This is a genomic window from Dubosiella muris (assembly GCF_004793885.1).
Classification (GTDB): Bacteria; Bacillota_I; Bacilli_A; order Erysipelotrichales; family Erysipelotrichaceae; genus Dubosiella; species Dubosiella muris.
Window position 1 is genome coordinate 1 of the sequence record NZ_SRYG01000013.1, and the last position, 23,821, is coordinate 23,821.

Here is a 23,821-nt window from a genome sequence, read left to right on the forward strand (position 1 = left end):
TGTTTTTCGCTTCCTCGCATGCCTTTTTCAGCGCGTCGGCATCGACAACCGGCTGCTCCGGCTTCTTCAACGCCTTTTGCGCATCATTCAGCGTTTTCGTGGCTTCATCCACCGCGTCCTGGCTCGCCTTGTCGTCTTTGGCGACTTCGTTCGCCTTGTTCAACGCGGTTGCGAACACCTTCCAGCTTTCCGGCGTGTAGTCCGCTTCATTCAGCTTGCCGGCCGCCTCGATGGCCGCATTCAAATCCGTCTTGTCTACAACGACCGGCTGTTCCGCCGTCGTGACCATAAAGTTTTTGAATGACGCTTTGCCATCCCACAGACCCAGTCCGACATGGGCTGTATCAAAGTGGGAATCGACGGCATCGTAGGTATGCTTTAACACTTCTTTTCCATCCACAGACACGGTGACGCTCTTTCCTTTTTTGGTGATTTCCACATTGTGGTAGGTATCGTCACACAGTGGCTTATCCAGCTCGACGGTCGCGTCATCTCCACCGCCAAACCGGAACAGACGCAGCGCGTTGTCTTGTGTCAGCTGCACGGCATACGCCTCCTTGTCGAAAGGACTGCCGTTGGAGGCAAAGAAGATGTTGACCAGTCCCGAACCGAATTTCACATCGGTCGACACGGTGTAATCCTTGTCAAATGTTTCCTTGGACAGCCAGAAGGCGTTTTGCCCTTTGTTGTCGTTGATAAGCTCGTCGTTTTCAATGACCCAGTTGCCATCGGTCACCGTGTCGTTCACGTTGGTGTTGAAATTGTCTTCCTTGACCGTGATCGCGAATTCCAGTTTAAGCGCCGGATCCGACTTCGCCTGGACGGTGATCGTCGCCGTGCCCGCTTTGTGTCCGCTCACGATTCCGTTTTCATCGACCGACGCGACATCCGGGTTATCTGAAGACCATTCCACGCTCTGATCCGTATCAACCGGAAGAATGTAAGCCGAAAGCTGTTTCGTTTTTCCGGTATAAATCGTTTGTTCTCTGGCGTCCGACGAATCAATTATCGTGCCGACATTTTCTTTTTCCCAAATCGAATCCAGCGGATAGACCGTCAAATCCACCTGGCAAGGATCACCTTCCACCACAACGCTTGCGCCACGGGAAGTTGGAAGCGGGAAGATCTGGTTCGCGCCCGCCGCCGTGTAACCGTTGGCAAACACTTCCACACTGCTTGCGTCCACAAACAAGTGGAGGTCGATCGACCCGTCCGCGTTGCGTGTCGTCTTGCTTCTTTGAATCAGATCCGACAAATCCTGGCTGTTCGTCTCGGCAAATTTATTCGAAATTTGAATGCCGGATTTGGAACGGTTGAGTGTCAGCGTATTGTTTTCCACATCGTAAATAACGGCTGTTTCTTCGCCATTGGCGCCTGTGCGCACTTTAAATCCGACCTTCTTCGTGCCGCTTTCCGGGATAAAGCGCGATACGATTTCATAGCTTGTTCCCTGGAAATCTTTCAACAAATCGTTGTCCGCGCCGACTTTGTCTGATTTTTCCACACCTGTGCCTCGAAGCTGTTCATACGCGTCGATTGGTGTTTGCGTCAGACGATATACGCCATTGGCGTCCCGCACCAATCCGATTTTCAAATGCAGGTTGAACGTTCCATTGTATTTCTGTCCTACCGTGTCGGCGACCTGATCGCAGTAGTCGTCCCACGTGTTCATCCAGTTCAATTCGATAATATCCGGAATGGTCGGGTTGGCCGCGGTTCCAAAGCTGGACTCGTAATACGTCATCGCCGCGTAGGAATCGCGTCCAAAATTCATGACGCCATCCTTGTCCTTGTAGTAGTCGTCCGGCACGAACGTCCATTTTCCATCGACTTCCTTCAAGTCGCCGACTTTGTAAAAACGCCCGCCTCTGGAAAGAATCCACTTCACTGTGCCGTCGACTTGCTGCGGATACAAATCCGGACATTCGGTATGCAAATCGTTGTACGCCGACTCCTCTTTCCAGTTCACCATGTCGTCGCTTGAATAAATGCGCAGTGGTCCGCCCGCCACGACCATGAACCATTTGCCTTCCCAGTTGAATACTTTCGGATCGCGGAAATCTTTGTTGTAGAGGGAATCGTCGCTCCAGTCCGCCGCGATTTTATCCGATTTTTTCCACGTCTTGCCTTCATCCTCGCTGTACGCGAGCTTGATTCGCTGGCCGTTGCCGTTTACCGTAATGTACGCGATCAATCCGCCTTTGCTCGTTTTAAACAATTTGGACGCGTTGGTTTCGTCCACCGCCACGCAGCCCGAAAACATCGTTCCGTTCATATCCGGATAAAAAGCGACTGGTTCCTCCTCCCAATGAAGAAGATCGGTGCTGGTCGCGTGCATCCAGTGCATCGGTCCCCACTTGGTGTCGTCGTAGAACTGATAAAACATGTGGTATTTTCCATTGTATTTGACAAGGCCGTTTGGATCGTTGGCCCATCCTTCCTTGACCGAATAATGGAACTGTCCGCGATATGGCTCATTGTAGTAGGTGGATTCTTTCGCGAACCGGTGCACATTCAGACGATACGTCCTTGAAACGCCCCCCTGCTCGATTGTCATCGTAATCCAGTTGGCGCCTTCGGCGATTGGAATATCCTGTCCGGCGGCGTACGTCGTTCCATCCTTTTCAAACGTCACGTTCGCGCCTTCTTTGATTTGCGCTTCCAAATAAACCGTTTGGGCGTCGTTTTTCACGTACTGCATCCATGTCGGCGATTCCGGGAAAAACTGCGCTTTCTTATCGACCGTGCCTGTATGGGATTTGACATCCACATCCAAAACGACCGGCGTGTTGTTTTCGTTAAGAACGGTGAATTTCGTGTTTTGGAACACGGCCTCGCTGTTCCAGTTCAACAAGCCGTAATAGCCTTTCGTCACGATCGTGTTTTGTCCAAGATCGTCCTTTTGCATCGTAAAGTCGCCAAGATTGGCGATGAGAACACCGTTGACCCAATACTGGATCGACCCGTCGATGCACACGACTTTCAAATGGTACGTATCCGCTTTTTCGACTTCCTTTTCGGTAATCAGCTGCTGGGCCTGGTCAGCCTCCCAGCGCCAGAATTTCGCCTTATGGCTGCCGGCATCCACATTGACCGCGTAGCCTTCCTTGCCGTTTTCGGTATTGGAAAAGCGGAACAACAGTCCGGCCGCCCCCGTATCGCCCCGGTAAGAAAGATCGGTTTCGTACACAAAGTTCTCTCCTTCCATTTGCGAAATGAGGAACGTGTCGCCTTTTCCTGTGGCGTCCGAAAAAAGTCCATCATCGCTCATCGACCAGCTTCCGCCTTGCGCGACCGATTCACCCAAATTGTTATCCCACCGATTATCCGTCTCGATTGGCTTCTTTTCCTGTTCGACTGTGCGATCCGTGAACCGGACATTCGAGAACGCCGCCTTGGCGCAAAATGTCAGCAATCCGACATAGCCGCCTTCCCAGTTTTCGATCGTCCCGGTCGCTGTGTGCATATTCGCACCCACGTTGCCAAATGTATATGTCAAAGAACCGTCTGCTTTCACGTCCACCGCCAGATGCAGTGGTTTGGTCGCATCGACATCGTCGACACGTCCGCCCGAAAGAATGTCGCGTCCCGCGCCGAATACGCGGAAATAGTCCGCCTCGTTTTTCCGCCTTGTATCGACGTTCGCTCCATACCACTTTGTGCCCGGCTGTTTTTTATTGGCCGCGCCAAACACGAGCGCCGCCGACATCTGGTCGCCTTCCTCGCCTTCGCCAGTTCCTGCCAGCAGCTGCACATCCGCCTCGAAATGGAAATCATTCGACGGGGTTTTCTGCGTGCTCAGCATCGCGAAATGATCGCCAGCCGCGTCCAGGATCAGCGCGTTTTGATCCACCGTGCTTCCCCCCGCGCCGACATTGTTGAAGTCTTCCGGCTTCACATCGTCCGCGCTTTTCAAAGCGGCTTTCGCGTCGTTCAACGCCTGCAGCGCCTGGGCCACCGTTTCCTCGCTCGCCGTGTCGTTATTTGCGACTTCTTTGGCCTTGTTCAACGCTTCCGTGAATGTTTTCCAGCTTTCTGTCGTGTATTCGGCTTCGTTCAGCTTGCCTGCCTCTTCGATTGCCTTGTTCAGGTCGGTCTTGTCCACACTTGGCTGGACCGGCTTTTTCTCTAATGCGGTTTGCGCCTCTGTCAGTGCTTTCGCCGCGTTATTCACGGCTTCTTGATTCGCCGTGTCGTCATTTGTGACTTCTTTGGCCTTGTTCAACGCTTCCGTGAACACTTCCCAGCTTTCTGTCGTATAGTCGGCTTCGTTCAGCTTGCCTGCCTCTTCGATCGCCTTGTTCAGGTCAGTCTTGTCCACACTTGGCTGGATCGGTTTTTCCTTCAGAGCCTCTTTCGCTGCTTGCAGCTGCGTGAGCGCCGCATTGATTTCTTCCTGGCTGACTGCTTTTTGTGCCACTTGCAATGCATCCACAAGCGCCTGCCAGCTCTCCGCCTCATAGTCCGCTTCACTTAGCGTCTGGCACTCCGCTATCAGTGCGTCCAAATCCGTGCGATCGGGAGCGGGTGGCTGCTCTTCCTCTTTTTCCAGCACAATGTTCGAGAAAGTCGCGCTGGAGGAATAAGTCATTAAGCCGATCCTTCCGCCATTGTAGCCTTCTTTTAATTCCGAACTGCAAACCAGTATCCCGTTGATCCAATAAGAAACGGTTCCCGCGGACGCCACTTGCACTTTCAAGGTGAAAGGCTGCGACAAGTCGATTCCATTGGCCTCAAACCATGTATTGGCTTGTCCTTTATCTCCCGGGCAGACCGCTTCGTGGGTCAAAGAATTGCCCCAAAGTCTGGCCGGATTGTTCCAGTCTATCTTCTTATGCACATTGGCCCGCATATCCCCGAATGCCAGCGCGGCCGATTGCTGACCGGCTTCAAAGTCGTTGAACGTCACCGTCGCCTGGTATGTGAAATACTTCGCCTCGCCCAGCTCGTCAAGCCACAACTCATTATCTCCGCCTGTGTTGTCAACCGTCACGCTTCCAACGGTCAAGGTTTCCGCATGGACCGGCCATGATGCCAACGGTCCAGCGACTGTACCAAGACTAAGCATAGCGGCGAGCACCGCGTTACCCGTTCGAATCAATATTCTCTTCTTCTCCATCTTCCCATCTCTCCTTTGTTGGATATCAGTATATCTGTCCTTATTCGATATCAGTATTTCATAAGAAGAAATAAGTAAAAAGTGATAATTGTCATCACTTTCCAAAAGAAAAGGAGGTTCCGTTTTTGATGCCTTCAAGCAACCGCTTCTCTCGCATGTCACAAACCTCTATATAGGTAATAATCCACCACTCTTTTATTGGATTTCATTATTGTCTTGCATATTAAAAAAGCATCATGACGGGTGCCATGATGCCGGACTGTTACGCGGGTTGTTTCATTTTGAAAAACGATTTTACCTGGGATAACGATTGATTGGTGATTCGCGCAATCTTTTTTCTTCGCGTAAATTGCGCATAATGGATTCCCGCTCTTGCGCACGTCCCTCGGCACGCCCTTCTCTACGTCCTTCGTTCTTGGACTCTCTTTCAAATTCTCTCATGATCTCGCACATGGCATTCACTCCTTTCGGTTTCTTTTTAAAATACGATACGGCTTCTCTAAGCTCATCATAAAACATATCATCCAAGTTTGCACAGTTAACGCGTAAAAATAAAACCTTCAACCCAGGGAATGGATTGAAGGCGGAAAACAGTTTTATCCTTTATTCAATGCTTGTTTTTGGAAAAACGTTTCGACTTTGGAAACAGTTTGTCCCGTTACTTCGGCGATCGTAGGACAATCCATGCCTTTGGCATACAATTTGCGCATAATGGCTTCCATGCGTTTCTTTGCTTTTTTACGTTCTTCTGCACGCCCCTTGTTTCGGGACTCCTTTTCAAATTCTCTCATAATCTCGCACATGGCATTCACTCCTTTCGGTTCCTTTTTAAAATACGATACGGCTTCTCTAAGCTCATCATAAAACATGTCGTCCGGGTTTGTACAGTGGAAATCATGCATCAGCTTTCCAATCGCGTCATCGCCCCGGTATTCTCCATTCACAAAGCGGATATGCGCTTTCGTATGCAGGATCCGTTTCCATTTCCGATCGAACCATTCATACGTGTAAAATGGCTCGTTTCGACGCATAAAATCTTTTCTTGTCAGGAAAACGACCCACGATTCGTTCAACGCGCAAAACGGTTCGTTTGGCTTCACCATATGGGAAACGAGCACGCTCAAATTGAACAACGCCCGCTGTCCAAGAGCCCTCCTGCCGTTTTCAATCTCAAAGTTGTACAAGTTGCCTTCCATATCCTCGACAAACAAATCGTAGCGGACATGCCGAAAAAACGGCAGTCCCTTCTTTACCTCCATCCCCCATCGCTTGACAACGAGGTCGGGCTTGCCGGTCAGGATGCGTGCCAGCAACGTGATGGCCGGTTTGCTGCGGGAAAACACTTCGTACATGAAAAAGTCGCTAAACAACGTGAATTGCTGAATCATAAAGTAGTATTGATGATTGTTCAAGTAAGCACCTCCAAAAATTATTTCAATGAAACCAAGATCGCAAAAGATCCATTTCTGTTTTCATGCGGTGCTTTGATCTAAAAAAGTGAAGAGGAAAAAATCAAAGGAAGCCATAAAAAGACAAGAGAGGAAAGAACCTGGGGAAAAAGAACGGAATCTTTCGATGATTGGAATCAGGCTCCGCCGGAAGGCGGATGTGGACAAACTATAGCATGAAAAAAATGAGGACGTCAACAGAAAAAGTGGAAGAACCCAATATCCTTCCACTTGTTAAACCGGAACTTCCCTTTTTTCATTTACTTTTTAAATTCCTTAAGCAGCTCGATCTTTTCCAAATCGTATGGCGTCGTCTGGTAGACGATGTAGTTGAGCCAGTTGGCATACAGCAAGTTCGCACTCGAACGCCACGTCATTCGAATCGGCTTCGTATCGTCGTCGTCCTCATAGTAGTTGTACGGCACGTGGATCGGCAGTCCGAGTTTTTTGTCGCGCAAATACTCGTTTTCCAGCGTATGCGGGTCGTATTCGGCATGTCCGGTAATAAACACTTGCCGGCCGCCTTCGGTGGAAACGGCGAACACACCCGCCTGCGGACTGGATGCGAGAATCTTGAGGGTGGGCACTTGTTCGATATCCTCCCTTTTGATCGTCGTATGGCGCGAATGAGGCACCATGAACGTGTCGTCGAACCCCCGAAACAAAATCGAGGACGACCGTTCGACCTGGTGCGGATACACGCCAAACAGCTTTTCCTCTAAATCGCGTTTTTGAATGCCATAGTGGTAGTACAGGCCGGCTTGCGCGCCCCAGCAAATGTGGAAGCACGAATACACATTCGTTTTCGACCACTCCATGATCTCGCAAAGCTCGTCCCAGTACTCGACATCCTCAAATGGCATTTGCTCGACGGGTGCCCCCGTGATGATGAGCGCGTCGTACTTGTTGTCCCGGATCTGGTCGAACGTCTGATAAAACTTGCCCAGATGGTTGCTCGACACATGCCTGGACTCGTGGCTTTTCGTATGGATGAATTCCAGCTCGACCTGGATCGGCGTGTTGCCCAGCAGGCGGGCGAGCTGCGTTTCCGTCTCGATCTTGGTCGGCATGAGGTTGAGCAGGACGACATGAAGCGGACGGATGTCCTGGGAAAGCGCCCGCTTTTCCGTCATGACGAAAATGTTTTCATCCAGCAGTGTCCGGGTCGCCGGCAAGTCCTCCGGAATCTTGATTGGCATGTCAGCACGCCTCCAGCGCCTGGGCGATGTCGTCAAGCAAGTCCTGCGTGTCTTCCAATCCGCACGACAGCCGCACCAGACCGCCGCTGATGCCCGCCGCGCGAAGCTCTTCCTCATTCATTTGCCGGTGTGTCGTGCTGGCCGGATTGAGCACGCAGCTGCGCGCGTCGGCGACGTGCGTTTCGATCGCCGCGATCCGCAACCGTTCCATAAATGTTTTCGCCGCCTCTTTGCCGCCAACCAGCTCGAACGACACGACGCCGCACGATCCGTTTGGCAAGTACTTTTGTCCCAGTTCATAGCATGGATCGCCCGGCAGTCCGCAATATGTCACCGACCGCACTTTCGGATGGTTCGATAAAAACTCCGCCACTTTTTGCCCGTTTTCGCAATGGCGCGGCATCCGCACATGCAGCGATTCCAGCCCCAAATTCAAATAAAACGCGTTTTGCGGCGATTGAATACAGCCCAGATCGCGCATAAGCTGAGCGGTCGCTTTCGTAATGTACGCGCCCTCTTTGCCAAACGCCTTCGTGTACGTGACGCCATGATAGCTTTCATCCGGCGTCGTCAATCCCGGAAACTTGCTCGCGTAGGCGTCCCAGTCGAAATTTCCCGAGTCGACGATGGCGCCGCCAACCGCCGCGCCATGGCCATCCATGTATTTGGTCGTCGAATGCGTCACGATGTCGCCTCCCCACTCGAACGGACGGCAGTTGATTGGCGTCGCGAACGTGTTGTCGACAATCAGCGGCACGCCATGGGCGTGGGCGACTTTGGCGAACTTCTCGATATCAAGCACCTTCAGCGCCGGATTGGCGATCGTTTCGCCAAACATCGCCTTCGTGTTGTCCTGAAAAGCGGCCGCCAGCTCTTCCTCGGACGCGTCGGGATCGACGAACGTGAAGTCGATACCCATGCGCTTGAGCGTGACGGCGAACAAGTTGTACGTCCCGCCGTAAATCGACGTCGAACAGACGACATGGTCGCCCGCGCCGGCGATATTAAAGATGGCGAAAAAATTCGCCGCCTGGCCCGACGATGTCAGCATGGCTGCGCTGCCACCCTCCAGCTCGCAAATCTTGGCCGCGACGCTGTCGTTGGTCGGATTTTGCAGACGGGTATAAAAATATCCGGTCGCCTCCAGGTCGAACAGCGCGCCCATATCATCCGCCAAATCGTATTTAAATGTCGTGGACTGCACGATGGGAACTTGTCTTGGTTCCCCGTTTCCCGGCCGATAGCCTCCCTGCACGCTAATCGTGCCAATTCCTTGTTTGCTCATTTCATATCCTCCTTGAAAATAAAAAAAGGTTTCCGCCATAGGACGAAAACCGCGATACCACCTATATTCGCGCGCTTCTCGCAAAACGCGCCTCGTCGGGAACAACCATTCCCCAGTCCGCTAACGGTGACTTCCGTTCCGCCTTACGTATCAGACGGACAGCTCAAAGACCATCTTCGCCGCGCGTCCAGCGATTCCTTCCACCACCCGGAATCTCTCTTGGCCCGCAACGCGCCGCTACTCTTCTCTTCCTCGCTTTTTTATATTGTCCCTACTTTACCACAATCATTTTCATTTGTCTTTCATTTTTTGAAAATTTTTCAAAAAAAGAGGCAAAACAAGATGCCCAAAAACGTCTTGCATGAATCAATAGGTATCCAAAAGATTTAGGTTACTATATCAACATACTGAATGAACTAAAGATCAAATACCCGTAGTTCTATTTACCGCTTACTTTTTTTGAATACCTATAACCTAAAACAATCCATATAAACAGCAGGATTATAAAAACACTTATATCAACAACTATTGGTGCTTTTAAAATTCTGAAAATTACTGTCAACACTGAACCTCCGCCAAAAAGCGCCATCGCTAATTTATGAATATATTTTAAGTAATCCTCAACAATATAGTTGTTATCGCAATCAAAATTGTCATAATACGAAACTCTTGTGATCAATGTCATCATTCTATATTTATAAAGAAAATAGGATAAAGCCATCACAAAAGCATAACTATTTATGATCATAAAACCACACAATAATCCTTTATTCGAAATAAATAGTGGCCCAATAATTATGCTCAATATATAAATCATACATAAAATATAATATTTTTTCATTTTTCCTCTCTCTGCTTACTTTATGTCTTCGTTTTTACTCTGCATATATTTGGGGAATAAAAGATGATTAGAAGAGAATATTTATACCAAAAACCGTTGATCAACAAGGAAATTGGAACAATTATTTTCTTTTCACATTCTTCTCTTCCTCGCCTTTTTATATTATCCCTACTTTACCACAATTATTTTCATTTTTTAATTTATTTCGTTTCCTCGTCCTATAAAAAAAGAAGGCGACCATTCCACAGTCGTCTTCCAACAATCCATTTCCTTTTTAAAAGATTGCTACTTTTTTTCTTCTTTTCGCGCGCCATAATGGGAACGATGCGGCAAAAAGCGATGCAGCACGAACCGGTCGTACACGTAGAAAAACGCGAGTGCGAACACGATTCCGATCAGCGTATCGGCGATGCGGATCCATACAGCCGCTTCCACGCCGTACATGCCGGCCGCCAGCATAAGCGCTCCAAAGCAGTTGAGCGCCGTCTTATGCTTGTACTCGGTGCAAAGACCCAGGCATAAGCCGCCAACCGGGCCGACAAGCGGGTACAAAGACGCGGGAAGAATCGTGTACACCACATAAAAGGCCGCGCTGCCGAGCACGACGCCCAGAAGCCGGTCGGAAAATTTCTCCCGGATTCTCGCTTCCACATCGACATCCGAAAGCAGCGATCCGCAAGCGAAGCCAGCCCACATGAATCGTTCCAAATGTATGGAGGAGAAAACCGCAAGCAGCAGCCCGACGCCAACTGCCAGCCGGATCCGCCATTGATCTTTGTATTCGTAAAGACTGAACCGCCTGATTTTGGACCAAAACGTAACATTCGCGTTTTGGTCTTTGTGGTTATGCGCGTAAACAAGCGCGCAAAGAACAAATCCAATGAGCGTCATCCACGCCCGATTCACAAACGCCTGTCCCTCCACCGGATTGCCGGTCAAAAAAATAAACGCAAACGAATACAACCCGCCGTTTCCCATTTTCGGATCGTCGCTCGTCATCATCAAAATCACGAAAAGCGACAGCCCATCCATTAAAAACTTGAGGACGGGATCCACCGCGTACGAGGCGACAGGCGCCACAAGCAGCAGCGCGAACACAATCGCCATATTGAGAATCGAATCGCGCAGGCAATATCCGTAATTCACAAAACGAACCGCCAGAAGGATGCAAAAAATCGAAACGGCCATCGCGCTGTTGTCGCTGCCAAACAAGGCCGCCATCACGCCAATAAAGGCGATGGCGAACACGACAATCAAAAGCGAGCGCACGATCATCCCCCGACGCAGCCGTTTGATTTCCTGCGGATCGTCGCTGGACCGGATCATCCGTTTCAGCACGTCCGGACTGCATTGCAGAATATCGTAAAATTTCATAAAAACGCCTCATTTCAATATTTTCCGATTTTCCATGGAATAGCTTAACAGAAAAGCGAAAAAAGTGAAATGTGAAACCCTTTTCAAGTTGAAACCGGCAAAAAAGGCACCCGAAGGTGCCGTTTTGTGTTAATCCAAATCCTCGCCATTGCTTTCGATGGCTTTTTTGTACCAGTAGAACGAGTCCTTTTTGCTTCGGGAGAAGTCGCCCGTTCCATCGTCGTGCCGATCCACGTAAATGAAGCCGTAGCGTTTGGCGTACTGACCCGTTCCCGCCGAAACAAGGTCGATCGGTCCCCACGTCGTGTAGCCAATCAAAGGCACGCCGTCCTCGATGGCTTCGCGCATCGCGATCAAATGCGGGCGGAAGTAGTTGATACGGTAGTCGTCGTGAATCGAGCCGTCCTCCTCGACCGTGTCGAACGCGCCAAAGCCGTTTTCCACAACCATGAGCGGCGTGTCCGGATAGCGGCCATGCAGCACATTCAACGTGTAGCGCAAGCCATCCGGGTCGATTTGCCAGCCCCAGTCCGACGCCTTCAAATACGGGTTCTTGGCGCCAAGCGACATGTTTCCCGACGTCTTTTCGGCGTTCTCGTCCACCGTCACGCAGTTGGTCATGTAGTACGAGAACGTGTACATGTCCACCGTTCCCTCTTTGAGAATCTTCTTGTCCTCCTCGGTAATGAACGACGTGTCGATGCCGTTTTCCTTAAAGTAGCGCCACATGAAGCTCGGGTATTCGCCGCGCACCTGCACATCGCCGCAAAAGTTGTTGTGGAGGTCGTCCACATTCATGCAGGCGAGCACGTCTTGCGGATTGGGCGTCAGCGGATACGTCGTCTCGTGGGCGATCATGTTGCCAATCATAAAGTCCGGATTGATCTCGTGGCCGGCTTTCACGGTCAGCGCGCTGGCCACAAACTCGTTATGCAGCGCCTCATACGTTCTTTGAAGGTTGTATTTCAGCTGGTCGAGCGGAATGCGATGGTCCGACTGAATATCCTCTTCGTCCATAACACCCAAACCATACAGCGGCCCGATGCCGCCGGCATGCATGCAAGGAATGTTGATTTCATTGAACGTCAGCCAGTATTTCACCTTGTCTTTGTAGCGCTCGAAGCATGTCGTGGCGTATTTGACAAACAGGTCGATGACTTTCCGGTTCGAAAATCCGCCGTATGTCGTCACGATATTCCATGGAATCTCGTAATGGCAAAGCGTCACAAGCGGCTCGATGCCGTATTTTTTGCATTCGTCGAATACCGCGTCGTAAAACGCCAGTCCGGCCTCGTTTGGTTCTTCCTCGTCCCCGTTTGGATAAATGCGTCCCCAGTTGATGGACAGCCGGAAGCATTTGAACCCCATTTCGGCAAACAAGGCGATGTCTTCCTTGTAGCGATGATAAAAGTCGATCGCCTCGTGGCTTGGATAAAACGCGCTGTCGTCCAGCTTTGGCAAAAACGTTCTTGGCGTGTTCACGTCCCCGCCCAGCAGCATGTCGGGTACGGACAGTTTCTTGCCGTCTTCTAAAAACGCGCCTTCGCACTGGTTGGCCGCGACCGCGCCGCCCCACAAAAAGTTTTCAGGAAATCCCATAATCGTATCCTCTCTTTCTGCTTCTATTTTATCATTGGACCCTTCTTTTGTAAGCTGTTACATCGTTCCCGTTTTTCCGCGTTTTCGGCCGTTTTTACCATAATTCGCAAATTTGAAAACCGTTACACTGTTACGGGTTGTTTTCCTATATAATAAAAAAAAGAGGAGATTTTTGTATGTATATCACAAAACCAAACAAAGAGTTCCCGAGCGATTTCCTTTGGGGGTCGGCTTCGGCCGCCTATCAGGTGGAAGGCGCCTGGGACGAAGACGGAAAAGGCCGCTCGGTTTGGGACGAGTTCGTCCGGATTCCGGGAAAAACATTCAAAGCGACGACGGGCGACAAAGCCGTCGACCACTATCACCGTATGGAGGAAGACGTGCGGCTCATGAAGGAAATGGGGCTGAAAACGTATCGCTTCTCGATTGCCTGGACGCGTATCTTTCCGGATGGCAACGGCGAAGTCAACGAGGAAGGCGTCGCGTTTTACAACCGGCTGATCGACGAGCTCATCAACAACGACATCACGCCGATGATCACAGTGTACCACTGGGACTTGCCGCAGGCCCTTGAAAACGAGTACGGGGGCTGGGAAAGCCGGCACATCGTCGACGATTTTGTCCACTACGCCAAAACGCTGTTCGAACGCTTTGGCGACCGTGTCAAGCACTGGATCGTCTTGAACGAGCAAAACGTATTTACCGCCCATGGCTGGCTCATGGCGACGCACCCGCCAGGAAAAGTCAACGACCGCAAGACATTTTACCAGGTGAACCACCACGCGTTCATGGCGCATGCCAAATCGGTCATCGCCTTGAAATCGCTATGGTCGGACGCAATGGTCGGATCGAGCTTCGCGTTTGGACCATCCTACGCCAAGAGCGACAAGCCAGAGGACGCGATGGCGAAAATGGATTATGACGACTTGCAAAGCTACTACTGGATGGACGTGTACGGCTATGGACGCTACCCGAGAGCCGCGCTGGCGCAGTTGCGAAGCGAAGGCGTGGCGCCGGTTTTCGAGGAAGGCGACGAGGAGATTTTAAAAGAGGCGGCCCAGCTTGTCGATTTTATGGGTGTCAACTATTACCAGACGTGCGTGGCGGAATACAACCCAATCGACGGTGTGGGCATGACGAACACGATGAACACGACTGGAAAAAAAGGAACGAGCACGGTGCAGGGTGTGCCGGGCTTGTACAAAAACCCGCAAAACGAGCATTTGCCAACGACGGACTGGGACTGGACAATCGACCCGGAAGGTTTGCGTTTCGCGTGCCGCGACATCACGAGCCGCTACGATTTGCCGATCGTCATTTCCGAAAACGGACTGGGCGCGTTCGACAAGCTGGAAGAAGGAAAAGTGCACGACCCGTATCGGATCGACTATTTGAAACGGCATTTGATCGAGCTGAAAAAAGCGATTGACGAGGGCTGCCGCGTTCTGGCGTATTGCACGTGGTCGTTTACCGACTTGCTTTCGTGGCTCAACGGCTACCAGAAACGGTACGGCTTCGTGTATGTGGACCGGGAGGAGGACGAAAACGAGGGCACGCTCAACCGCATCCCGAAAGATTCGTACTACTGGTACAAATACACGATCGAAACCAACGGGGCCGAGCTCGATGTGTAAAGCCTACAAAGCGGTTTTATACGACTTGGATGGGACAATCGTGAACACGCTGGACATGAACATGATCCCGCTGATGCGCGTTCTCGAAGAGGAAACCGGGCGGCCGTGGACGTGGGAGCAAGTGCTGCCATACGCCCCATGGCCGGGGTTGAAAGTCATGGAATCGCTGCATTTTCCCGATCCCGAGGCGGTGTACGCCCGCTGGGTCCAGGCGGTCAACGAATACGAAAACGGCGCGACGTTGTTTGACGGCTGGATGACCGTGTTCGAACGCTTCCAGCAGGCGGGTATCCGCCAGGCGGTCGTGTCGGCGAAAACGAGAAGCCAGTACGCCCTCGACGTGGCGGCGCATGGTGTCGACGCGTTCATGGAAACGGCCGTGCTGGCGGACGATACAACGAAACACAAGCCCGATCCGGCGCCGATTCGCCTCGCGCTTGAAAAGCTGGGACTGCGCCCGGACGAGGTGCTGTACATTGGCGACGCGCCCTCGGACTACGAAGCCGCCAACAACGCGGGTGTTGATTTTGGCTGGGCGAAATGGGGCGCCACGATGCCTTTGGAGCTGCCGGATTTTGTGGAAGTGTTTGAGTGCCCACTCGACTTGCTGCGGCTGATCCCGTAATTCATCAAAAACGCGTGACGTGATTGCGCGTTTTTATTTTTCTTGCGTTTCGAGAAAGGATTGCTATAATGGGAAAGTAACATTTCAAACCAATCATTCGATTGGTTTTATCCGGAATTTCTTTTTTCCACATGTATTCATCCCAGAAAGGAATCGTATCTCATGTCCAACAAAGACATCTCTCAAAAAGATCTTTTGCGGATTCCAAGTGTGGTCGCCTCTTTGATCAACTTTCTTCTTTACGACAACAAGACCGTGATCCGCGCTTCCCAAATCCGCTACATCGACTTATCCGAACATTTTTTCTTCGACAAGCTCTTGCGTCCTGTTTTTCCCGATGTGTGTGTTTTCGTTTCGGGTTCCAAACGCAACCTGCCCTTCATCCTTTGTTTTGAAAATCAGACCCGTTCCGATTCAACGATGGCGGTTCGTAATTTCATCTACATAGCCGCCGTCTTTTTGTGGCAGCTGCGACAGAAACATTCTTCCGGTTTTGAATGGACAAAAAACCGGTTCGTTCCTTGTGTCGTGTTCACCTTGCATTATGGCCGGTTTGCCTGGAAACCCAAGTCGTTTCGGGAATTATTTCAGTTCGATTCATATCCTTGCTTGCAACCGTTCCTGACCGATTATAAAATGAATGTAGAAAACATCGCTTGCTGGGACCGGGAAAAAATCGAGTCGATTCGAAGCGATTTCCGGTTCATTGCCGACTATTGCGCACAAATGCGCGCCAGTCACGGGAAAACCTACGAGCCGCCAACGACCTGGCCGATTGAACACGTCGAACAAACCTTGACGGCGCTGGCGGCTTTGTCGCAAGATCCCGATTTAAAGAAGGTATTCGATGAATACGTGCAACAATTCAAAACAAATGAACAGAAAGGAGCCCCGACAATGGCTAGTGTAATTGCCCATATCCTACAGCGCGGCGAGCGCATTGGAGAACAACGTGGTGAACAACGTGGTGAAAAACGCGGAAGACAACTTGGTTTTCAGGAGGCGGAAAGAAAATTTGAGAAAAAGCTCCACACCTTGACCCGGGAGCATAATGAAATGATCTCTACCTTCGTCATCCTCGCTCAAAAGCGCATGGTCGAACAGGGTCTGTCCGCCAGCGAGGCGCTCGACCAGCTCGGCTATCCGGAAACCATTCGCGCCAAAGTCCTTCCCTTTCTTGTCAACTGATGGATAATTTTCCTAAAGGCCTTCAACTGAAGGTCTTTTTCATACAAAAAAAAAGCCAGCGGCTGCTGGCTAACATATTTTATTTTGAATTGTTTTTCGTTAAGAAATCCAACGTCTTGCGCTGCACGATTTGCGGACGAATGACATCGTCGGAAATGAACATTTGAAGCTGTTCGGCCGGCATATGGTAAAGATTGCTCATCAATTCATATTCCTGCGCGATTTCTTCCTGTGTCGCTTCGATCTTTTCTTTTTCAGCGATCGCGATCAGAATCAGCGCTTGTTTGATTTGCGTAACCGCCTGTGGCTCAAGCTGCTTTCTGAACTCTTCCTCGGTTGTCTGCGCCATTTGCATATACTGGTCAAACTGCATGCCGTATTGCTGGAGCTGACCTTTCAGCTCGTTAAGCTGCTGGTCGACTTGCTGGTCGATCATCTTTTGCGGCACTTCCACTTGCGCATCCGCGACGACCTTGTCCAAAATTTCAATCGCCTGCTTGTTTTTGGCTTCCTGCTCTTTGATCTCCCGCATATGTTCTTTGGACGTCGCCTTGAACTCCTCGACGGTTTTCACATTTTCCAAACCGAGCTTTTCGATAAACGCGTCATCGAGCTGCGGCGCGATCTTTTCCTTCACCGCGTGGCAGGTGACTTGGAAAACAACCGGCGCGCCCGCCAGCGACGCTTCAAAGTAATCCTCAGGGAATGAAACGTTGATTTCCTTTTGTTCTCCCTTTTGAATGCCAATCAGCTGCTCTTCAAATCCGGGAATGAAGGAATGCGAACCTAAGATCAGCGGATAGTTTTCCGCGCTTCCGCCATCAAACGGAACGCCGTCTTTCACGCCGATAAAGTCGATAACGACCTGGTCGCCGTCCTGCGCGGGCCGATCCACGTCCTCCCACATATCCTGGGACTGGATTTGCTGGTTGACATACTCCAGCACTTCTTCGTCGCTTACACTGACTTCTTCTTTCAGCACTTCGAATCCCGTATACTTTCCTAAGTTGACATCCGGTACGAGCGTGCAAGCCACCGTAATGCGCAAGTCGCCGTCTTTTTCCTCTTTAAATTCGATTTCCGGCTGGGTCGCCAGCTTCAATCCTTCTTCGATGATCGCCTCCTGAATGAGCTGCATCGCCTCGAATTGTTTCGCGGACTCTAAATTGGCCGCCTCGTCTTCCGATTTTTGGCTTTCCGCGACGTTTTTAATGACTTCATCCAAGTCGGCTTTGGCAACAACCGCCTCGATCAGCACTGTGTCTTTATTTGGTTTATTGATTTTTTTATCCATGATGATCCATCTTCTTTCTACAGTTTCATTATAATCTCTCCATAACAATTCGGATAACCGTTTGCCTGCAAGAGAAGGCGCGAAACTATATATTCAAAATTCAATCCTCATTTTCCTCGTGCAAGCTTTTCCCGTTGGACGCGATCACGTCCTTGTACCAGTAAAAAGAATCCTTCCGCCTTCGCTCCAGCGTGCCGCGGCCTTCGTCGTCCTGGTCGACATAAATGAAGCCGTACCGCTTGCTCATTTGATTCGTCGACGCGCTAATCAAGTCAATGGGCGCCCACGACGTGTAGCCCATAACCTCCACGCCCAGGTCGATCGCCTTCTCCATTTCCAGAAAATGGTCTTTAAAATAAGCGATCCGGTACGGATCGTGGATGCTTCCATCCGCCTCCACGACATCCATGGCGCCCATGCCGTTTTCCACGACAAACAACGGCACCTGGTAGCGGTCGTACAATTCAACCAGCGAGATGCGCAATCCAACCGGGTCGATTTGCCACCCCCAGTCGCTGCTTGGCAAAAACGGATTTTTCACCCCGGTCACCGTGTTGCCCGGCACCCGGTCCGCGTCTGGACTGGCCGATTCCGTACGCGACATATAGTAGCTGAACGAAACGAAGTCGACCGTGCCGTCCTTGAGCACTTCCTCATCCTCTTCCCGCATCTCGATTCGGATGCCTTCCTGTTCGAACCGCTTGCGCATGAGCTTTGGATATTCGCCGCGCACCATCACGTCCGTGTAAAACAAGTTTTCCAAATTGACTTGCTGCGTCAAGGCGACATCCTCCGGATGACACGTGCGCGGATACGTCGTCAGTTTCGTCAGCATGCAGCCCATCTTCGCGTCCGGCAGCAGTTTTTCCATCAGCATCTTCGCGTACGCGCTCGCCACGAACTGATGGTGCGCCCCCTGATAACACGCCTGGCGCAAGGTTCCCGGCTCGCAAAGCTGGGGCACGATGCCCCCGCTCGTAAACGGATGCCGGATGATCGAGTCGATCTCGTTGAAGTTCAGCCAGTACTTCACGTATTCGCCAAAATTCGAATAGCACGCAAACACGAAATTCAAAAAGTAGTCAATCATTTTGCGACTCGTCCAGCCATTGTATTTCAGCGCCAGATCCAGCGGCATCTCGTAATGCGACAACGTGACAACCGGCTCGATCCCGTACTTTTTCAGTTCCTTGAACACGTCAAGATAATACGCGACCGCCTCCTCGTTAGGCAGTTCCTCCTCGCCGCGCGGAAACATCCGCGACCAGGCGATCGAAAGACGAAGCGTTTTAAATCCCATTTCCGCGAACAGCGCGATGTCTTCCTTGTAGCGATGGTAAAAGTCGACGCCGCGCCGCTTCGGATACGCGTCGTCCCCGTCCTGAATCGCCCGCTCGATTTCGTCGAGCGAAATCGCGTTGTGCGCCTGATAGTTCTTTACGTCGACATCGGGCTTGTATCGCGCCATATCGGCGACGGAAAATCCTTTTCCGCCTTCGCGCGCGCCTCCCTCAACCTGATTGGCCGCGATTGCGCCGCCCCATAAAAATCCTTCTGGAAATCCCATATTTATTCCCTCTCTTTTTCGTTTATTTTAACACGGTTTCGGTATTGGGATGCTTTCTTTTTTTCATTGTGTTTCATTTTTGAAAAAAGCCGGCTACTGCCCGGCTTTGTCCCCTTCCATGTTGTGGTCTTTTAAGAAGTCCATCGTCTTGCGCTGCGCGATTTGCGTCGCCACCGCCGGCGCCGGAATCATTTGCACCAGCTGGGAAGCCGGCATTTGATACACCCGCGCGAGCAGCTCGTACTCGGCTTGCAGTTCCTTCTCGTCCGCTTTGATTTGCTCCTTTTGAGCGATCGCGTCCAGCACGAGCGCCTGCTTGATTTCCTGCGTCGCCATCGGAACGAGCTGCGCTTTCAACGCGTCCAGTTCCTGTCCGCTCATTTTCAAATACTGCTCCATCGTCATCCCGTATTGCTGGATTTGATTTTGAAGCTGGCTCAAGCGCTGGGCCACCTGGTTGTCAATCATCTTTTGCGGAACGCGTACTTCCACTTGCGCCATCACTTTTTCCAAAATCGCCGCCGCGAGCTTGTCGTCCGCCTCGCGTTCCTTCACGGAAACGAGATGGTTTTTGACCGTTTCCTTCAGCTGCTCGACCGTTTTGATTTGCTCGTGGCCCAGCTTGGCGACAAACGCGTCCGTAAGCTCCGGTTCCACGGCTTCCTGCACCGCTTTGCACGTCACGTCGAAAACGACCGGCGCTCCCGCCAGGCTCTTTTCAAAATAATCGGCCGGGAAAGTCACTTCCACCGCTTTTTGCTCGCCCTTTCGAATGCCAATCAGCTGCGTTTCAAAGCCGGGAATGAAAGCGCCCGATCCAAGAACGAGCGGATAATCCGTCCCGCTTCCGCCTTCAAACACCGTTCCGTCTTTTTTTCCAACGAAGTCGATGATGACCTGGCTTCCGGATGTGGCCGGCTGGTCGGTTTCCTCCCATACCGGATGCGCGGCGATTTGTTTTTGGGCTTCCGCCAGAACCTCTTCCTCTTTGACGTCGACAATTTGTTTTTCCAGCTGGAAGTTGGTGTATTGTCCCACTTCGATGGCCGGAATCAAGGTGCACGTCACCCGCGCCTCGATATCGCCGTTTTCGTTTTCCTTTTCTTCGATTTCCGGCTCGGTGGCCAGCTTCGAACGCGTCTTGACAAACTCTTCCTCGATCGCCTTGGAAATCTCGTAGTTGAGAGCGTATTGGCGCACGGTCTTCTCGTCTGCGTTTTGGAGCATTTCTTTCGCCTTGGCCATCGTCTCTTCCAATTCTGTTTTGGAAATCGTCACATCCAATACGACGATTTCCTCGTTTCGATGATTCACTGTATACTGCATAAGATCCTCTTCTTTCCTGTGTTTTTATATTGTATCGTGTCCTTTGTCCTTGCAACAATGCGTTTGCCTGCATTTCGCCTGCGACCTTTCGACAGAGCCTATGGTAAAATAGACAAGCGAAAAAGGGGGAATTTATTTTATGGGTTTTGGATTGCTCGCGGGCGTCTTATGGGCGCTGGACACGGTCGTGCTCTCGAAGGCGCTCTCGTTTTACGAGGCGCTGCTCATCGCGCCGCTCGTGGCGGCGTTTTTGCACGACACCTGCTCGTTTGTTTATTTGACGTTTTACCATGGATGGAAAAAGGGAATAAAAAAAGCGGTGCGCGTGCTGCGTTCGAAACAAGGACTTTGGATCGTTCTGGCTTCGATTTTGGGCGGCCCGCTCGGCATGAGCGGCTACGTCAGCGCGATCTTCTTCATGGGACCAAGCTACACGGCCGCGTTTTCCAGCTTGTATCCCGCCTTTGGGGCGCTGATGGCCGTTGTCCTGTTCAAAGAAAAGCTGACTCGAAAACAAGTTTTTGGCATGTTTGTCGCCTTGGGCGGCGTCGTGGCGTTGTCGATGACGCCAAACGATTCGATTCGAAATTTTCCGCTTGGCCTTGGCTGCGCCCTGCTTTGCATGGTGTGCTGGGGACTGGAAGGCTTGCTCGCGCAGCAGGGAATGAAAAAAGAAACGATTTCCAGCGACCAGGCATTGTGGATGCGCCAGGGCGTTTCCGCCCTTGGATACGGGCTTGTCATCATGAATTTGATTTCGGGCTGGGAACTGGCGGAAACCATGGTCGTCCAGCATCATATAGGCTGGATCGCGCTGGCGGCGCTGGCCGGCACGGCGTCGTACTTGTGCTACTATCACGCGCTGCACCAAATCGGATCCACGAAAGCGATGCCGCTCAATATCACATACGTCGCCTGGTCGATCGGCTTGTCCTTTTTGATTTTGGGCGCCGTCCCTTCGGGGCGGGAAGTGCTGTTTGCCCTGGTTGTTTTGTGCGGCGCCATCCTGTCGGCCAGCTGAAAGCGCTGTCAACAAAAAATTCCATTTTTTAAAGGCTTTCTGTCCACTTTTTTTCATTCCCGAGTATAATAGGGGGCGTATGAATCAACTTCAAAAACAAGTGGAACAGGAAATCGAGGAAGAGCTCATCGACGAGCTCGCCGAAGAACAAATCGAGGAAACCGAGGAAAGCGAATTCGAGTATCTGGAATGCGAAAAGCGTCACGTGTTCCTTTTGCTGATGTTCGTCGGCGGCTTTTACGGCGCCTACACGTATTCGATTCGCGGGGGCGTGTTTTGCAACGCGCAAACCGCCAACTTTGTGTTGTTTGCCATGGCGCTGGGCAGCGCCAACTTCATGAAAGCCGTGTACTACCTCGTGCCGATGGGCGCCTACCTGCTTGGAACCATCGTTTCCGAGGCCCTCCCTTCCCCGATCAAAAAACATCACTGGCTGCGCTGGGATACGATCCTGATCGGTTTGGAAATCGTGGCGGTCGCCCTGCTGGGCTTCGTGCCGGACAGCGCGCCGTTCCAAATCACCCAAATTACGATCAACGTGCTGTGCTCGATGCAGTACAACACGTTTCGCCAGGCGCGGGGCATTCCGATGGCGACGACCTTTTGCACCAACCACGTCCGCCAGCTTGGCATTCATATCGTCAAAGCCCTCAAGCATCCGGAAAACCAGGCGTTCTCCAAGCGGGCGTGGCTGCATGTCGGCATGCTGGGCGTCTTTGTGGCCGGCGGCGTGCTCTCCACATTTTTGTGCGCGGTGTTTTCCGGCCGGGCCATCTGGTTTACTTTGATTCCGCTTGGCTTTATTTTCATCCAGCTCATTTACGCCGATCTCGTGAAAGAAAAAGAAGTCTTCGATATGACCCCGAAAGGACATTAAGACTTCTTTTTTATATTCTCTAAACCTTTGATTGAACTTTCCGCAAACGCCGGCTGGAAAAGCGCTTTGAAAATAGCGGTTCCCTTGTGCGTTTTGCTTATCAGATAGAACATTCCAGGCTTTCCGCGCCAGAAATTCTATCCCCTCGTCTTTATTGTACGCTTTTATTTATAAATGACCACCCTTAAAGCTTTATTTTTTCATTTTTTTCTTTCTTTGGCTTGATCCCGGGATTTTCATACTTGTACGATACTTTGCGACTGTCCGTCGGGAAACATACAATTCCATATCCGCCAAGGCTTCGGAAAGCTCCTGATCGCTTAACGGATTGTCCGGATCCTCCTGCTCCACAAGCTGGCGCAGCGCTTTGACAATCGAGTCTTTGCTCGTTCCGCCTTTCGTTTTTGAAATAAACAAATCTTTGACCGCAAAAATCTGATCTCCATATTGGTAGTACTTATTCGACAGCGTGCGGGAAACGGTCGATTCATGAAAACCGGTTCTCATCGCGATTTGCTGGAGCGTGCACGGATTCAATTCGTCATCAAATAAAAAATAGTTCTTTTGTATCCGAATCAACTCGTTCATCAAAATGAGCAAAGTCTTGTTTCTTTTATTGACAGAATCTATAAAAAACCGCGCTTCTTCCAAATACGCCTTGATTTCCGGGCTAGGCTCCTTCAAAACGCCGATTTGATTGTCAATTCGCAAAGCACCCGCGGTTCGAGGCACGATTTCAATTTGTTCATGCGCCACTTTGATCTCAAAATCCGGACGGATATAGGAAGGCGCCTCTGACGCGTAGGCCTGACATGGATCGAGCGAACAAGATTGAATCGCCCTGAGAGCCTGGTGGATACGGTTCGTCGAAACATTTTCCGCTTTGGCGATGCCCGCCAGATCTTTTTTCGCCAACGCCTCGGGATACATCTGGAAAATCCGGGCCGCGAAATCCTCGTTCTTTTTTCGCAGCTGCAAAACGACGCACTCGTTTCTTGACGTCGCCGCGACGCCCGCCGGTTCCAAAGACTGGACACAACGCAAGGCTCGTTTCAGTGCTTCGCCCGAACAATCCAAAACACGAGTCGCCGTTTCTTGATCCTCCAGAAAAAAGCCATGGGAATCCAGCGATTCAATAATATATGCGCAAAGGTTTTTATCGTAAGCGTAGCCGCTTGTGCGCAACTGCATGTACAAATCATCTTGAAGCGACGGCCGTTTCGAGAATGTCTCCTCTATGATTTGGTTCCAGTCCCGGCTTTCGTCCAATTCGACAAATGGATTCGAAAACGCCAGTTCCCGCATGCACTCGACAAGCTCCTCCTGGTCCATTTTCAAGACATCCAGTGATTTTTTCATCGTTTGCGTGAGTGTCAAGGTTTGTTTTTGGGTTTGTTTTTGAGAAAAATTTTGCTTCATACCGC

Annotated in this window: 17 protein-coding genes and 1 other annotated feature; of the genes, 5 read left to right on the forward strand and 12 right to left on the reverse strand. The window is 51.0% G+C overall.

All coding sequences use genetic code 11. The annotated features are described in order from the left end of the window. From E5336_RS07035 to E5336_RS07070, 8 genes are all read right to left on the reverse strand, one after another. On the reverse strand, positions 1-5,119 hold a 5,119-nt coding region (locus E5336_RS07035; protein WP_135980404.1), incomplete at its 3' end, for a GH32 C-terminal domain-containing protein. A gap of 294 nt (positions 5,120-5,413) precedes the next feature. Beyond that, positions 5,414-5,647, reverse strand: coding sequence for a hypothetical protein (locus E5336_RS07040; RefSeq protein WP_135980405.1), 234 nt, complete (start codon positions 5,645-5,647; stop codon positions 5,414-5,416). A 68-nt stretch (positions 5,648-5,715) separates the two neighbouring features. Then, positions 5,716-6,531 carry a hypothetical protein gene (locus tag E5336_RS07045; RefSeq protein WP_135980406.1) on the reverse strand — a complete coding sequence of 272 codons (816 nt, stop codon included), beginning with the start codon at positions 6,529-6,531 and terminating at the stop codon, positions 5,716-5,718. Positions 6,532-6,827: 296 nt separating this feature from the next. Continuing rightward, complete coding sequence (metA, locus tag E5336_RS07050) at positions 6,828-7,766, reverse strand: homoserine O-acetyltransferase MetA (protein WP_135980407.1); 939 nt, start codon at positions 7,764-7,766, stop codon at positions 6,828-6,830. Position 7,767: 1 nt separating this feature from the next. Then, positions 7,768-9,051 (reverse strand): O-acetylhomoserine aminocarboxypropyltransferase/cysteine synthase family protein, encoded by a 1,284-nt coding sequence (locus E5336_RS07055; RefSeq protein WP_135980408.1) that lies wholly within the window; start codon positions 9,049-9,051, stop codon positions 7,768-7,770. 35 nt (positions 9,052-9,086) lie between these two features. After that, positions 9,087-9,313 (reverse strand) — a binding site (T-box leader). 177 nt (positions 9,314-9,490) lie between these two features. Further along, positions 9,491-9,739, reverse strand: a complete 249-nt coding sequence (locus E5336_RS07060) for a hypothetical protein (protein ID WP_135980409.1) — start codon at positions 9,737-9,739, stop codon at positions 9,491-9,493. Positions 9,740-10,177: 438 nt separating this feature from the next. Further along, the gene (locus E5336_RS07065; protein ID WP_135980410.1) at positions 10,178-11,266 is read right to left on the reverse strand and encodes an FUSC family protein; all 1,089 of its coding nucleotides are present in this window, start codon (positions 11,264-11,266) and stop codon (positions 10,178-10,180) included. Positions 11,267-11,395: 129 nt separating this feature from the next. Next, on the reverse strand, positions 11,396-12,865 hold the full coding sequence (locus tag E5336_RS07070; RefSeq protein WP_135980411.1) for a glycoside hydrolase family 1 protein: 1,470 nt from the start codon (positions 12,863-12,865) through the stop codon (positions 11,396-11,398). Positions 12,866-13,041: 176 nt separating this feature from the next. On the opposite strand from E5336_RS07070, the gene E5336_RS07075 reads away from it, so the two are divergent. From E5336_RS07075 to E5336_RS07085, 3 genes are all read left to right on the forward strand, one after another. Then, a complete protein-coding gene (locus tag E5336_RS07075) occupies positions 13,042-14,499 on the forward strand; it encodes a glycoside hydrolase family 1 protein (RefSeq protein ID WP_135980412.1) in 1,458 nt (485 codons plus the stop codon). Then, complete coding sequence (locus E5336_RS07080; protein WP_135980413.1) at positions 14,492-15,124, forward strand: HAD family hydrolase; 633 nt, start codon at positions 14,492-14,494, stop codon at positions 15,122-15,124. Before E5336_RS07075 ends, E5336_RS07080 begins: the two co-directional genes overlap by 8 nt. A 162-nt stretch (positions 15,125-15,286) precedes the next feature. Then, positions 15,287-16,312, forward strand: a complete 1,026-nt coding sequence (locus E5336_RS07085; RefSeq protein ID WP_135980414.1) for an Rpn family recombination-promoting nuclease/putative transposase — start codon at positions 15,287-15,289, stop codon at positions 16,310-16,312. Positions 16,313-16,391: 79 nt separating this feature from the next. Here the strand turns inward: E5336_RS07085 and tig (E5336_RS07090) are convergent, their stop codons facing one another. From tig (E5336_RS07090) to tig (E5336_RS07100), 3 genes are all read right to left on the reverse strand, one after another. Then, positions 16,392-17,606: a trigger factor gene (tig, locus tag E5336_RS07090; RefSeq protein WP_135980415.1), complete on the reverse strand. Its 1,215-nt coding sequence runs from the start codon at positions 17,604-17,606 to the stop codon at positions 16,392-16,394. Positions 17,607-17,706: 100 nt separating this feature from the next. After that, positions 17,707-19,173: a glycoside hydrolase family 1 protein gene (locus tag E5336_RS07095; RefSeq protein ID WP_135980416.1), complete on the reverse strand. Its 1,467-nt coding sequence runs from the start codon at positions 19,171-19,173 to the stop codon at positions 17,707-17,709. 93 nt (positions 19,174-19,266) lie between these two features. Then, positions 19,267-20,499 carry a trigger factor gene (gene tig / locus E5336_RS07100; protein WP_135980417.1) on the reverse strand — a complete coding sequence of 411 codons (1,233 nt, stop codon included), beginning with the start codon at positions 20,497-20,499 and terminating at the stop codon, positions 19,267-19,269. Positions 20,500-20,638: 139 nt separating this feature from the next. Here tig (E5336_RS07100) and E5336_RS07105 point away from each other — a divergent pair, with 139 nt between their 5' ends. Together E5336_RS07105 and E5336_RS07110 are read left to right on the forward strand one after the other, a co-directional pair. Further along, positions 20,639-21,520, forward strand: coding sequence for a DMT family transporter (locus E5336_RS07105; RefSeq protein WP_135980418.1), 882 nt, complete (start codon positions 20,639-20,641; stop codon positions 21,518-21,520). Between the two features lie 79 nt (positions 21,521-21,599). Further along, entirely contained in the window at positions 21,600-22,397 is a 798-nt protein-coding gene (locus E5336_RS07110) for a YoaK family protein (protein ID WP_135980419.1), read from the forward strand. Positions 22,398-22,589: 192 nt separating this feature from the next. Here the strand turns inward: E5336_RS07110 and rpoN are convergent, their stop codons facing one another. Continuing rightward, positions 22,590-23,816 (reverse strand): RNA polymerase factor sigma-54, encoded by a 1,227-nt coding sequence (rpoN, locus tag E5336_RS07115; RefSeq protein ID WP_135980420.1) that lies wholly within the window; start codon positions 23,814-23,816, stop codon positions 22,590-22,592. Positions 23,817-23,821 lie beyond the last annotated feature (5 nt).